This window comes from Arthrobacter zhaoguopingii (assembly GCF_009828605.1).
In the GTDB taxonomy this organism is placed as follows: domain Bacteria; phylum Actinomycetota; class Actinomycetes; order Actinomycetales; family Micrococcaceae; genus Arthrobacter_D; species Arthrobacter_D zhaoguopingii.
Genome location: NZ_WIAE01000007.1, coordinates 63,821 through 77,013, shown reverse-complemented (window position 1 = coordinate 77,013; position 13,193 = coordinate 63,821). Strand labels below are relative to the sequence as shown.

At 67.5% G+C, this 13,193-nt stretch carries 9 protein-coding genes; 7 read left to right on the top strand and 2 right to left on the bottom strand.

The window, feature by feature from the left end; translation table 11 throughout:
* The first annotated feature begins 143 nt into the window (after positions 1–143).
* The 6 genes from leuC to GVV77_RS11115 all read left to right on the top strand — a co-directional run bounded on the left by leuC (position 144) and on the right by GVV77_RS11115 (position 6,812).
* Positions 144–1,634 (top strand): 3-isopropylmalate dehydratase large subunit, encoded by a 1,491-nt coding sequence (gene leuC / locus GVV77_RS11140; RefSeq protein ID WP_159618340.1) that lies wholly within the window; start codon positions 144–146, stop codon positions 1,632–1,634.
* Between the two features lie 10 nt (positions 1,635–1,644).
* Positions 1,645–2,244 carry a 3-isopropylmalate dehydratase small subunit gene (gene leuD / locus GVV77_RS11135; protein WP_133402138.1) on the top strand — a complete coding sequence of 200 codons (600 nt, stop codon included), beginning with the start codon at positions 1,645–1,647 and terminating at the stop codon, positions 2,242–2,244.
* 250 nt (positions 2,245–2,494) lie between these two features.
* Complete coding sequence (gene murA / locus GVV77_RS11130; protein WP_159618338.1) at positions 2,495–3,844, top strand: UDP-N-acetylglucosamine 1-carboxyvinyltransferase; 1,350 nt, start codon at positions 2,495–2,497, stop codon at positions 3,842–3,844.
* A gap of 18 nt (positions 3,845–3,862) precedes the next feature.
* Positions 3,863–4,621 carry a lysophospholipid acyltransferase family protein gene (locus GVV77_RS11125; RefSeq protein ID WP_159618336.1) on the top strand — a complete coding sequence of 253 codons (759 nt, stop codon included), beginning with the start codon at positions 3,863–3,865 and terminating at the stop codon, positions 4,619–4,621.
* A gap of 17 nt (positions 4,622–4,638) precedes the next feature.
* Positions 4,639–5,670, top strand: a complete 1,032-nt coding sequence (locus tag GVV77_RS11120; RefSeq protein ID WP_159618588.1) for an NAD(P)H-dependent glycerol-3-phosphate dehydrogenase — start codon at positions 4,639–4,641, stop codon at positions 5,668–5,670.
* The gene (locus tag GVV77_RS11115; RefSeq protein ID WP_159618334.1) at positions 5,667–6,812 is read left to right on the top strand and encodes a D-alanine--D-alanine ligase family protein; all 1,146 of its coding nucleotides are present in this window, start codon (positions 5,667–5,669) and stop codon (positions 6,810–6,812) included. The genes GVV77_RS11120 and GVV77_RS11115 overlap by 4 nt, the downstream gene beginning before the upstream one ends.
* Before the next feature lie 113 nt (positions 6,813–6,925).
* On the opposite strand, the gene GVV77_RS11110 is transcribed toward GVV77_RS11115, so the two are convergent.
* On the bottom strand, positions 6,926–10,435 hold the full coding sequence (locus GVV77_RS11110; RefSeq protein WP_159618332.1) for a bifunctional proline dehydrogenase/L-glutamate gamma-semialdehyde dehydrogenase: 3,510 nt from the start codon (positions 10,433–10,435) through the stop codon (positions 6,926–6,928).
* Between the two features lie 59 nt (positions 10,436–10,494).
* Positions 10,495–11,982, bottom strand: coding sequence for an amino acid permease (locus GVV77_RS11105; RefSeq protein WP_159618330.1), 1,488 nt, complete (start codon positions 11,980–11,982; stop codon positions 10,495–10,497).
* A gap of 168 nt (positions 11,983–12,150) precedes the next feature.
* Between GVV77_RS11105 and GVV77_RS11100 the strand changes: the two genes are divergently transcribed.
* Positions 12,151–13,116 (top strand): LysR substrate-binding domain-containing protein, encoded by a 966-nt coding sequence (locus GVV77_RS11100; protein WP_159618328.1) that lies wholly within the window; start codon positions 12,151–12,153, stop codon positions 13,114–13,116.
* Positions 13,117–13,193: the final 77 nt, after the last annotated feature.

The following is a 13,193-nucleotide window of genomic DNA, read 5'->3' as shown; positions in this document are numbered from 1 at the left end:
ATATTGCCGTCTCAATATCTGAGACGCAAGTCGTTCCGCTGGCGTGTTGGGTGGCGTCACTGGAACAGTTGGGGATCGAAGGCTCCGCAGGGCGGGCGAACAGCAGGTTTGCGCCAATGCGGACGAGCGGTGGAGGAAACACCATGGGCAAGACACTGGCAGAGAAGGTCTGGGACTCGCACATCGTCCGCAAGGGCGAGGTCGTTGGCGCCGAAGCCGAGCCCGACCTTCTCTACATCGACCTCCACCTCATCCACGAGGTGACCTCACCACAGGCCTTCGAAGGCCTGCGGCTGGCTGGACGCCGGCTCCGCCGGCCAGACCTCACCATTGCCACCGAGGATCACAACACCCCGACCCTCGATATCGACAAGCCGATCGCCGACCCCACCAGCCGGACACAGATCGAAACCCTGAGGGCGAACTGCCGCGAATTCGGGGTTCGCCTCCACTCCCTGGGCGACGCCGAGCAGGGCATCGTGCACGTCGTCGGCCCGCAGCTGGGCCTCACCCAGCCGGGACTGACGGTCGTCTGTGGAGACTCCCACACCTCCACCCACGGCGCCTTCGGTGCCCTGGCCATGGGCATCGGCACCTCCGAGGTGGAGCACGTCATGGCCACGCAGACCCTGTCGCTGAAGCCCTTCAAGACCATGGCCATCACGGTCGAGGGCACGCTCAAGCCCGGAGTCACGGCGAAGGACATCATCCTGGCCGTGATCGCGAAGATCGGCACCGGAGGCGGGCAGGGCTACGTCCTTGAATACCGCGGTTCGGCCATCCGTGCGCTGTCGATGGAAGCGCGCATGACCATCTGCAATATGTCGATCGAGGCAGGGGCCCGTGCCGGTATGGTGGCCCCGGATGAGACGACCTTCGAGTACCTGTTGGGCCGGCCGCACGCTCCCGAGGGCGCCGACTGGGAGGCCGCCGTCGAGAACTGGCGCGGACTGGTCACCGACGACGACGCGGTGTTCGACGCCGAGGTGTACCTCAACGCAGACGACCTCGAACCGTTCGTCACCTGGGGCACGAACCCGGGGCAGGGAGTCTCGCTGTCCCAGGCCGTGCCCTCGCCTGCGGACTTCGCCGACGAGAACGACCGGGCCGCCTGCGAACGCGCCCTCGAGTACATGGCGCTCGAGGCCGGCACCCCCATGAAGGAGATCCGGGTCGACACGGTGTTCCTCGGCTCGTGCACCAACAGCCGGATCGAGGACCTCCGCATCGCCGCCGACATCATCCGCGGGCGGGCAAAGGACCCGGACGTCCGCATGATGGTCGTTCCCGGTTCCGCCCGGGTGCGCCTCGAGGCCGAGGCGGAGGGCCTCGATCAGGTCTTCAAGGACTTCGGCGCCGAATGGCGCTTCGCAGGCTGCTCGATGTGCCTGGGCATGAACCCGGACCAGCTGGCGCCGGGGGAGCGGTGCGCCTCCACCTCGAACCGCAACTTCGAGGGGCGGCAGGGCAAGGGCGGACGCACGCATCTCGTCTCGCCCGTCGTCGCCGCCGCCACGGCGGTGCGGGGGACCCTGAGTTCGCCGTCCGACCTCGGCCCGGTCCCGCCGTCGAGCAGCGGAAGAGGCGCCCCGGGCGCCTTCGCGACCACCCCGTCCGCTACCCCAGCCGCCTAGGAGCGCCGCCATGGAAAAGATCACCACGCACACCGGCATCGGTGTTCCGCTGCGCCAGAGCAATGTCGATACCGACCAGATCATCCCCGCCGTCTATCTCAAACGGATCACCCGGACCGGCTTCGAGGACGCGCTTTTCGCGGCCTGGCGCAAGGATGAGAATTTCATCCTCAACCGGGAGCCCTACACCCGCGGCTCGGTACTCGTCGCGGGCCCCGACTTCGGCACCGGATCATCCCGGGAACACGCCGTGTGGGCGCTCAAGGACTTCGGCTTCCGGGCCGTGCTCTCCTCCCGCTTCGCCGACATCTTCCGGGGCAACTCGGGCAAGCAGGGACTCGTGGCCGCCCAGGTCGCCCAGGACGACATCGAGCTGATCTGGAAGGTGCTCGAGAACGAGCCCGGGGCCACAGTGACCGTTGACCTCCAGGCCCGCACGGCCGTCTGCGGTCCGGTGAGTGCGCCTTTCCAGATCGATGACTACACGCGCTGGCGGCTGCTCGAGGGGCTCGACGACATCGGGCTGACCCTCCGCCATGAGCCCGACATCACCGCGTTCGAGGCCACCCGGCCGAGTTTCCGGCCCACCACCCTCCCGGTGCGCACCTAGCCCCGGTCCGGCGCACCGCCCCCCGCTCAGGGAGTGCCAAAGCTTTCCGGACCCCGTTCCGAACTGCCCGCCAAAACCGGTGTGATCCTGCTTGCGTTAAGGAATCTTGCCCGCCGTTCCGCGGTTCTAACCGTTGGGCAAGGCAGGAATGAACTAGCCTTGCATTTCAGTTCGGTTCGACAAGCTCCTATGCTGTACTCGGGCAATCACGTTCTGCGGGGGCATATTTGTATGAGGAAATTAGGTATTCATGGGTAACGTTCTGACCATCCGCGGTGGGGTTCCACTGAACGGAAAGGTCTCAGTCCGCGGGGCGAAGAACCTCGTGCCGAAGGCCATGGTGGCGTCCCTGCTGGGAAACACCCCGTCCGTCCTGCGCAACGTCCCTGAGATCAAAGACGTTGAGGTTGTCACCAGCCTGCTGCGCCTCCATGGCGTGGAGGTCACCAAGGACCCCGTCACCGGCGACCTCACCATGGATCCCAGCGCCGCGAAGATGGCGCAGTCGAAGGACATCGATGCGCACGCCGGCGACTCGCGCATCCCCATCCTCTTTTGCGGCCCCCTGATGCACAGCATCGGGGAGGCGTTCATCCCCGACCTCGGCGGATGCAAGATCGGCGACCGCCCCATCGACTACCACCTCCAGGTGCTGCGCAACTTCGGCGCCGTCGTCGACAAGCGCCCCGGCGGCATCTCCATCTCCGCCCCGAAGGGCCTCCACGGCGCCAAGCTGTCGCTTCCCTACCCCAGCGTCGGAGCCACCGAGCAGGTGCTGCTGACCGCGATCCGCGCCGAAGGCATCACCGAGCTCTCCGGCGCCGCAGTCGAGCCCGAAATCATGGATCTCATCGCAGTGCTGCAGAAGATGGGCGCCATCATCACGGTCCAGACCGACCGGGTCATCCGCATCGAGGGCGTCCGGGAACTGACCGGCTACAACCACAAGGCCATCTCCGACCGCAACGAGACCGCCTCCTGGGCCTCGGCGGCACTGGTCACCAAGGGCGACATCTACGTCGAGGGCGCGCGCCAGCTCGACCTCACCGCCTTCCTCAACACGTACCGGAAGGTCGGCGGCGCCTTCGACGTCGACGACGACGGGATCCGCTTCTACCACCCCGGCGGCCCGCTCAAGCCGTTGGTCCTCGAGACGGACGTGCACCCCGGGTTCATGACGGACTGGCAGCAGCCCCTCGTCGTCGCGCTCACCCAGGCCTCGGGCGTCTCAATCGTCCATGAGACCGTCTACGAGAACCGGTTCGGCTTCACTGAGGCCCTGATCCGCATGGGCGCAAACATCCAGGTCCACCGGGAATGCCTCGGCAGTGTGCCGTGCCGCTTCGGCCAGCGGAACTTCCTCCACTCCGCCGTCATCTCGGGCCCGACGCAGCTGCGCGGGGCAGACATCGACATCCCCGACCTGCGGGGCGGCTTCAGCCACCTCATCGCAGCCCTGGCGGCCGAAGGAACCTCCCGGGTGACGGGCATCGAGCTCATCAACCGCGGATACGAGCGCTTCCAGGACAAGCTCGAGGGCCTTGGCGCCGATTTCGACATCACGGAGGAAGCCCCGCTCTTCGCCGCGGGACTCCTCTAGGCCCGGGGCGCACCAGCCATGGGTGAAACAGGCACATCACGGGCCACTTTTACGGTGCTCGCCGCAATCCTGCGTCCGGTCATGAACCTGCTGATGAACAAGCAGTGGATTGACACGCAGAAACTGCCCCGGGACTCGGGCTTCATCCTGTGCCCGAACCACGTCACCGAGATCGACCCGATCGTCATCGGGCACTACCTTTACAACAACAAGGTGATGCCCCACTTCCTGGCGAAGGCGTCGCTGTTCTCGGTGCCCGTCCTGGGGCACGCGCTGCGCGCCACCCGGCAGATCCCGGTGGAGCGCACCACCGCGGGAGCGAACCGGTCCCTCGAGGCGGCCCAGCAGGCCATCGCCGACGGCGGCGGGATCATCGTCTACCCCGAAGGCACCCTCACCCGCGATCCGGGGATGTGGCCGATGAAGGGCCGGACCGGTGCCGCCCGCCTGGCCCTGCAGACCGGCGCGCCCGTGGTACCCATGGCGCACTGGGGAGCGCACGAGGTCTTTCCCCGGTACGCCCGGCGCCTCTACCTCTTCCCACGGAAGACCTCACGGGTCATCGTCGGGGATCCCGTGGACCTCAGCGACTTCCGGGACCGCCCGATCACCCGGGACACGCTGAACGAGGCAACCGACCGCATCCTTGACGCCGTCACCGCGCTCCTGGCCGAACTGCGCGGAGAGCAGCCGCCGGCGGAGCGCTGGGACCCGGCCGCAAAGCGCCAGAAACGGACAGGCCGTGACTTCGACGCGGCGGAGGAGGACAACGAGTGAGTGCTGGAACGTCCCGGATGGGACGCCCGGTGCCCACCCGTGTCGCCGTCCTCGGAGCGGGAAGCTGGGGGACCACCTTCGCGAAGGTCCTCGCCGACTCCTCGAAGGATGCGACGGTCCGGCTCTGGGCCCGCCGTGACGAGGTCACCCTCGAGATCAACGGCTCCCGCCGCAACAGCAGGTATCTTGGTGACGTCGTCCTGCCCGGCAACATCACCGCGTCGAGCGATGTCGGCGCCGTCCTCGCGGATGCCCAGCTCGTCGTCCTGGCTGTCCCGGCGCAGACCCTGCGCCCCCAGCTGGCCGGCTGGAAGGCCCTGATCCCCGACGGCGCCGTCGTCGTCTCGCTGATGAAGGGCCTCGAGGTCGGCACCGACGCGCGCATGAGCGAAGTGATCGCCGCCGAGCTCAGCCTTCCCGCCGACCGCGTCGCCGTGGTGTCGGGGCCGAACCTGGCGATGGAAATCGCCCGTCAGGAGCCCACGGCCTCGGTGGTCGCTTGCTCGGACCACGACGTCGCCGCCTGGATCGCTACCGCCTGCACCGCCTCCTACTTCCGGCCCTACACCACCACGGACGTGGTCGGGGTGGAGATCGGGGGCATCGTCAAGAACGTCATCGCCTTGGCTGTCGGCATCTGCGAGGGACGGAGGATGGGGGACAACACCAAGGCCTCGGTCATCACCCGCGGCCTTGCCGAGACGACTCGACTGGCCGTGGCGCTGGGCGCGCGGGCCGAGACCCTCGCCGGACTCGCCGGGATGGGCGATCTCATCGCCACCTGCTCCTCCGCGCTGTCCCGCAACCACACCGCCGGGCACCTGCTTGGCCAGGGCCTCACCCTTGAGCAGGTCACAGTGCGCATGAACCAGACCGCCGAGGGAATCAAGTCGGCCCAGGCCGTGCTCGACCTCGCCACCCAGCTCGGCGTCGACATGCCGATCACCGATAATGTTGTGGCAGTGCTCCAGGGAAGTATTTCAGTTAACGATCTGGGACCACGCCTGCTGGCCCGTGACCTCAAACCGGAAGGCGAACATACTCCGTGACAAGTGAATCCACTCCGGGGCGCAGGCCCCGCGTCCTTGTCCTGTTCGGGGGGCGCTCCAGTGAGCACTCGGTCAGCTGCGTCACCGCCGCCGGCGTGCTCAACGCGATCGACCGGTCGAAGTACGACGTCGTTCCGGTGGGCATCGCCAAGAACGGGCAGTGGGCGCTGGTGTCCGAGGATCCCTCCCAGTGGTCGCTGAGCTCCGGCACCCTCCCCGAGGTGACGGCCTCATCCGAGTCCGTCGCTATCTCCTCGGCGGCCTTCCCCGGCGCTGCCCGGGGCCAGGAACTGATGGTGACGGCACCGGATTCGATGCCGCGCAGCCTCGGCGGCGTCGACGTCGTTTTGCCCCTGCTGCACGGGCCGTTCGGTGAGGACGGAACGATCCAGGGAATGCTCGAGATGGCGGACATCCGCTACGTCGGCGCCGGAGTCCTGGCCTCCGCCGTCGGCATGGACAAGCAATACATGAAAGTCGTGTTCGCGTCGGCCGGACTGAAGGTGGGCCCTTACGCGGTGTTCACCAACCGACAGTGGGAGAAGGACAGCGAGGAGTGCCTGCGGCGCGCCGCGGACCTCGACTTCCCCGTGTTCGTGAAGCCGGCGCGCGCAGGATCATCGATGGGGATCAGCCGGGTCGACACCGCGGCGGGCCTGCGGCAAGCCATCGAAGCCGCGCGGGTCTTCGACCCCAAGGTCATCGTCGAGGCGGGCATCGACGGACGCGAGATCGAGGTCGCCGTCCTGCAGGGCCGGGGCACCCAGGATCCGCGGACCTCGCTGCCCGGGGAGATCGCGGTGCACCAAGGCGGCCACGACTGGTATGACTTCGAGGCCAAGTACGTCGACGGGAACGCCGCGCAGCTGAGCTGCCCCGCGGACCTTCCGCCGCACGTCACCGATCAGGTCCGCGACCTGGCTGCGCAGGCCTTCGACGCGGTGGGGGCCGAGGGGCTGTCCCGGGTCGACTTTTTCTACACCCCGGCAGGCGAGCTGATCATCAATGAGATCAACACCATGCCCGGATTCACCCCGATCAGCATGTACCCGCAGATGTGGGCCAAGTCGGGTCTCACCTACACCGACCTCATCGACGAGCTGATCGAACTGGCGCTCGAGCGCAGGACCGGCCTGCGCTGACAGCCCGCACGGCGACCACCGGCGGCCGCCCGCGCAGTGCCATGGTCGTCCCGACTACGGGAAGCGCCCCTCCCCGTATCGGGGAGGGGCGCTTCTGGTTGGGCGTATCTGGGCTAGATCAGGCCCACCGAGAGCTCGTTCTTGGTACCGAACCGGTGGGCGGTGATGCTGACCGCCTGCTCGTGCAGGAAGGGCAGCATTTCGACCCGGCCGGCCTCGGTGACGGGCTGGGAGTACACGGCCAGGTCGGGGCGTCCGCCGGTTGCCCTGGCCAGGGACGCTGGGTCGCCGCCGATGAGGCGGATGCGTCCGGCTTCGTGGCGGGCAACGGACACCAGCCACTCCTCGTCGGTTTCGATGGTGACCGAAGCCGCGAAGGTGCGGACCGCCGTCGAGAGCGCGCTGGTCAGCTCCACGGCCGAGGACACGCGAACGGTTGAACCGGCGGCCGCCGCGGCAGCGAGGACGCGGATCAGCTTGACGACCGGCTCACCATCGGCGAGGCGCACAGTCACGGGGACCGGGAGGTAACGGAACACGTTCCGCTCCGCCGTGAGCGCCGAAACGTCCTTGGCCGCACCGAACTCGTCCGCCCAGGCCGCTGCGTCGGAGGCCGCCGCGCGCTGGAGCATCGCGAAGTCGCCTTCGCGCAGCTCAGAGCCGGCGTCGGGCGCCACGGCGGCCAGGAGCGGCTGCGCAGCCGGAACCGGCTCGGCGGAGGCGGTTGACTCGCGCGTGCTCCAGTTGCCCAGCCCGACGAGGTAGTTCGGTCCGCCGGCCTTGGTGCCCGCACCAACGGCGGACTTCTTCCACCCGCCGAACGGCTGACGCTGGACGATCGCTCCGGTGGTGCTGCGGTTCACGTACAGGTTGCCGGCCTGGATGGAGTCGATCCACGTGCCGATCTCCTCCGGGTTGAGCGAGTGCAGCCCGGCGGTCAGGCCGTAGTCGACCTGGTTGGCGATCTCGATTGCCTCGTCGATCGTCTCTGCGGTCATGACGCCGAGGATCGGACCGAAGTACTCGGTGAGGTGGTATTCGGAGCCGCGCTTAACGCCGGCGCGCACGCCGGGGCTCCACAGCCGGCCCGTGTCGTCGAGCTTGCGGGGCTGGATCAGCCAGTTCTCGTCCTCGCCGAGCTTCGTCAGGCCATCGAGCAGCTTGCCGGAGACGGGCTCGATGACCGGACCCATCTGCGTGGCCGGATCCGAGGGGTAGCCGACCTTCAGAGACGTGACTGCATCGACGAGCTGGTTGCGGAAGCGCTGGGAGTGCCGCACGCTGCCCACGAGGATCACCAGGGACGCAGCCGAGCACTTCTGGCCCGCATGGCCGAAGGCCGAGTACGCCACGTCCTTGGCCGCGAGATCGAAGTCCGCGCTCGGGGTGACGATGATCGAGTTCTTGCCCGAAGTCTCCGCCAGCAGGGGAAGGTCCTGGCGGAAGGAACGGAACAGCTGGGCCGTCTCGTACCCACCGGTCAGGATGACCCGGTCGACGCGCGCGTCGGAAATCAGCTTGGTGCCCAGGGAACGCTCATCGAGGTGGACGAGCTGGAGGACGCCGCGCGGAACGCCGGCCTCCCACAGTGCCTCCACCATTACCGAACCGCTGCGCGGCGCCTGCCCAGCGGGCTTGATGATCACCGAGGAGCCGGCCGCCAGGGCCGCCAGGGTCGACCCTGCGGGGATGGCCACCGGGAAGTTCCACGGGGGAGTGACGACGGTGAGCTTTGCCGGCGTGTAGACCGCGCCGTCGACGTCGTCGAGCCCGCGGGCGAGCTCGGCGTAGTAGTGCGCGAAGTCGATCGCCTCGGAGATCTCGGGGTCGGACTGGTCGAGGGTCTTCCCTGTTTCGGCCGCCATGACCTCCATCAGGTCGGCACGGCGGGCCGCCAGGGCGTCACCGGCGCGGTGCAGGATCTCCGCACGCTCAGCGCCGCTCAGGGCACCCCAGGCGTCGGCCTCGGCGATGGCCTCGGCGATGACGCGCTCAAGGGACTCGGAGTCAAACAGGGTGGTCGCGGCGACCGTCGCTTCGCCCAGGCCGGAACTCTCGACCCGCTTCAGCACCGCGCGGCCCCAGCGGCGGTTGGCCGGCAGGGACGGATCGGTGTCAGGGGTATTGGTGAAGCCGGCCGCGGGCGCGGGAGGCTCGGGCTGGTTGCGGTCCTGCGTGCGGTTCGGGCCGGGCACCGTGTCGTCCAGGGCCTCGAGCGAGCGGAGGAACCGGTCCTCCTCACGGGCGAACAGCGCCTCATTCGAGGAGAGCTCGAACACCGCCGACATGAAGTTGTCCTGGCTGGCGCCCTCTTCGAGGCGGCGGATCAGGTAGGCGATGGCGACGTCGAACTCCCGGGGGTGCACCACCGGGGTGTAGAGCAGCAGCGAGCCCACGTCCTTCTTGACCGCCTCCGCCTGGCCCTGGGCCATGCCGAGGAGCATCTCGAACTCGATGCCGTCGCGGACGCCGCGCTCACCGGCGAGGAGCCAGGCGAACGCGAGGTCGAAGAGGTTGTGGCCGGCGACGCCGATGCGCACGTTGCCGATGCGGTCGGGGTGAAGGGCGTAGTTGAGCACCCGCTTGTAGTGGGTATCGGATTCCTGCTTGGAGCCCCAGGTGGCCAGGGGCCAGTCGTGGAGGGAGGCCTCGACCTGTTCCATGGGCAGGTTGGCGCCCTTGACGACGCGGACCTTGATCGCGGCGCCGCCTTCGGCGCGGCGCTCGGCTGCCCATTCCTGCAGGCGGATCATCGCCGCGAGGGAGTCCGGCAGGTAGGCCTGGAGCACGATGCCGGCCTCGAGGTTCTTGAACTCGGGGCGGTCAAGGATCGCGGTGAAGACCGCAATCGTCAGGTCGAGGTCCTTGTACTCCTCCATGTCCAGGTTGATGAACTTGGCCGGGGTGGAGGACACAGCGAGTTCGTACAGCGGCGTCAGCTTCTCGGTCACGTGCTGCACGGCTTCCTCGAACGCCCAGGGGGAGTGGGGGGAGACGGTCGAGGAGACCTTGATGGAGACGTAGTCGACATCCGGACGGGCGAGGAGCTTCATGGTGCCCTCGAGGCGGCGCTCTGCTTCGTGCTCGCCCAGAACGGCCTCACCGAGGAGGTTGACGTTCAGCCGGGTGTCGTCCTTGCGGATCTTGCTGATCGACTTGCCGAGCTTCTTGTCGGAGGCGTCGATGATCAGGTGGCCGACCATCTCACGCAGCACCCGCCGCGCCACCGGAATGACGACCTGCGGCAGGACCGGGGCCACGGTGGCGCCCAGGCGCACAGCGGAACGCATGTACCAGGGGAGGAAGCCGGGCACCTTGGGGGCGATGGCGGCGAGGTTGCGCGCCGCGACCGACAGATCCTCGGGGCGGATCACGCCGTCGACGAATCCCACGGTGAACTCAAGGCCGCGCGGATCCTTGAGGACGCCCGCCAGCTGCTCGGCGGAGGCGTCGACCGGAATCTTGGCAGCCTCCGTGAGCCAGCGGCGCACCAGCGCCGTAGCCTCTGCCGCGAGGTGCTCAGGAATTGGACCGGAGCCTGCGGCGTCCGGACCGGTGGCGCCAGCGGCGCCTGTTCCGCCGTCGGAGATGATGTCTCCGCGGTCGGACAGTGAGCTAGTCATGATTTCTGTATCCATTCAACTGTTACTGGCGCCGCCCTGGTGGGCGGAGCGGGGGCCGGTTACGCCGGGTCAGGCGTTCCGGACACTTTGGTGTGGCGCGGGCTGCTGGGGTTCATCAGGGAGTGCTTGCGGCCGTAAAACCAGTAGATGATCAGGCCAATGACGAGCCAGATGCCGAACCGCACCCAGGTTTCGAATTCGAGCTGGAGCATCAGGAAACCGGAGGCCAGCACGCCGAAGGCCGGAACGACCGGCATCCAGGGCAGGCGGAACGTCCGCGGAGCGTCAGGAGCCTTGCGGCGCAGGACGATGACCGCAATACAGACGACGACGAACGCGGCGAGGATGCCGATGTTCGTGAGGTCGGCGACGGCGCGGATCGGGAACACCCCGGCGAGCAGGGCGGCCGCGATGCCGGCGATCCAGGTGACGCGCTGCGGGGTGCCGTGGCGGTCGGTCCCGGAGAACCAGGCGGGAAGCAGGCCGTCGCGGCTCATGGAGAACCAAACCCGGGTGACGCCGAGGAGGAAGGTCAGCATGACCGTGAGGATCGAGATGACGGCGAACGCCGAGATGATGGTCGCGATCACGGGCAGGCCGACCGACTGGAAGGCGGAGGCGAAGCCGGCGGTGGGACTGATTTCGGTGTAGTTCTGCATCCCGGTCAGCACGAGGGTGGCCAGGACGTAGAGGAACATGGCGATGGCCAGGGAGAGCAGGATCGCCTTGGGCATGTGCTTCTTGCCGTCCGTCGCCTCCTCGGCGGCGGTGCTCATGGCGTCATAGCCGAACACCGCGAAGAACACTGTGGCCGCGCCGGCGAAAATGGCACCGAAGCCGGAGGGCAGGAACGGCGTGTAGTTGTCGACATTGACGTAGAAGAACCCAAGGCCGACGATGCCGAGGATCAGCAGGATTTTCAGCCCGACGGCGATCAGTTCGAAGCGGCCGAAGGTCTTCGTGCCGCGGCTGAGGATGAAGGTGATGAGCAGGCACACCACGATCGCGGGCACGTTGACGAGCCCGCCCTCGATGGTGTCCGGTGTGCCCTGCATCCAGACCGGGACCTGGATACTGATGCCGGACATGAATTCGGTGAAGTAACCGGAGATGCCGATGGCGACGACGGCGACGATTGCAATGTACTCAAGCAGCAGGTCCCAGCCGATGAACCAGCCGATAATCTCCCCGAGGGCTACGTACCCGTAGGTGTAGGCGGAACCGGCGCGCGGAATCATCCCCGCGAACTCCGCGTAGGACAGGGCCGCCGCCGCGCTGGCCAGGCCTGCGACGAGGAAGGAGATCAGGACGGCGGGCCCAACGGGCTGGCCGTCCTCACCGCCGTTCGCCACGAGTCCGGCCAGGGTGAAGATGCCGACGCCGATGATTCCGCCGACGCCGATGGCCGTCAGCTGCCACAGTCCCAGGCTCTTGAAGAGCTTGGTTCCACCCTTTTCATCCTCGACGTCGTCGATCGGCTTCCGCCGAAGAATGGAGGTTGAAGAGCCACCCGTTGGCGGAAGGCCTCGGTCTGATGTGTTCGTCATAATGGTCCGTCTGGGAGAGGGGCAGGGCCGGCCACGCTGGTGTCGCACGAGAAACACAGTGGTGTCCGCCACTTTGGGAACTGATCCATTATGGTGCCGATTTTCATTTAGGAAAAGCTAGGTTTCGCGAATGATATTGTTCAGATTCCCTAATGTATTGGTGGCACAATGCTCGACGTCCGACGGCTGCGCCTGCTCCGCGAGTTGAAGATCCGCGGGACCCTGAGCGAAGTGGCCGCAGCCCTCCGTTACAGTCCGTCCTCGGTCTCGCAGCAGTTGGCCCTTCTGGAAAAGGAGGTCGGGGTTGAACTGCTCCGGAAATCCGGGCGGGGGGTGACGCTGACACCCCAGGCGGAGGTCCTTGTGGCGCACACAGCGGAATTGCTTGAGATCCTGGAGCGCGCCGAGGCAGACCTGGCGGCGTCCCTCACCACGGTCACCGGCACGGTGCGCATTGCCGTGTTCCAATCCGCCGCGCTGGCGCTGATGCCCGATGCGCTGACCATCATGACGAAGGAGTATCCGGAGGTCCGGATCGAGATGGTGCAGCGCGAACCGGAGACGGCGCTCTACGAAACCTTCGCCCGTGACTTCGATCTCGTGATTGCCGAGCAGTACCCGGGCCATGCCGCGCCCCGGCATCCGGAGCTCGATCAGGTCGCCCTCACGACGGATGCGATCCGGCTTGCCGTGCCGCCCGGTCCGCTCAACCAAGCGCGGATCAGCACGGTCGCGGAGGCCGCCGATGCGGCGTGGGTGATGGAGCCCAGGGGCGCGGCCTCCCGCCATTGGGCCGAGCAGGCATGCCGCCGCGCGGGCTTCGAGCCCGACGTCCGGTACGAGACGGCGGACCTGCAGGCGCAGATCCGCCTCATCGAGTCAGGCAATGCGGTGGCGCTCATGCCGGATCTCGTCTGGACCGGGAGGCAGACCACCGTGAAGCTCTACGACCTTCCCGACAATCCAAGGAGGTCGGTCTTCACCTCGGCACGTCGGGCCAGCACCAACCGCCCGGCCCTGTTGGCCTGCAGGGAGGTCCTGGCCCGTTCGGCTGCCATGGTGGCGGCCGGATCTGAGCGTCACGCCGGACCGGGAACGGAGACAGCAGCGGAAGATACAGCCAGCAGGCAATAAAAGCCCACCCTCCGGACGTTCTTCCTACGTGGAGCCGACGGAACAACCCGTCGGCCCCATTTAGTGCGCCCCCTGCT

Bases quoted from the DNA above. Each gene is read 5' to 3' on its own strand.
- leuC (WP_159618340.1), top strand. From the start codon at position 144: ATGGGCAAGACACTGGCAGAGAAGGTCTGGGACTCGCACATCGTCCGC.
- leuD (WP_133402138.1), top strand. From the start codon at position 1,645: ATGGAAAAGATCACCACGCACACCGGCATCGGTGTTCCGCTGCGCCAG.
- murA (WP_159618338.1), top strand. From the start codon at position 2,495: ATGGGTAACGTTCTGACCATCCGCGGTGGGGTTCCACTGAACGGAAAG.
- GVV77_RS11125 (WP_159618336.1), top strand. From the start codon at position 3,863: ATGGGTGAAACAGGCACATCACGGGCCACTTTTACGGTGCTCGCCGCA.
- GVV77_RS11120 (WP_159618588.1), top strand. From the start codon at position 4,639: ATGGGACGCCCGGTGCCCACCCGTGTCGCCGTCCTCGGAGCGGGAAGC.
- GVV77_RS11110 (WP_159618332.1), bottom strand. From the start codon at position 10,435: ATGACTAGCTCACTGTCCGACCGCGGAGACATCATCTCCGACGGCGGA.
- GVV77_RS11105 (WP_159618330.1), bottom strand. From the start codon at position 11,982: ATGACGAACACATCAGACCGAGGCCTTCCGCCAACGGGTGGCTCTTCA.
- GVV77_RS11100 (WP_159618328.1), top strand. From the start codon at position 12,151: ATGCTCGACGTCCGACGGCTGCGCCTGCTCCGCGAGTTGAAGATCCGC.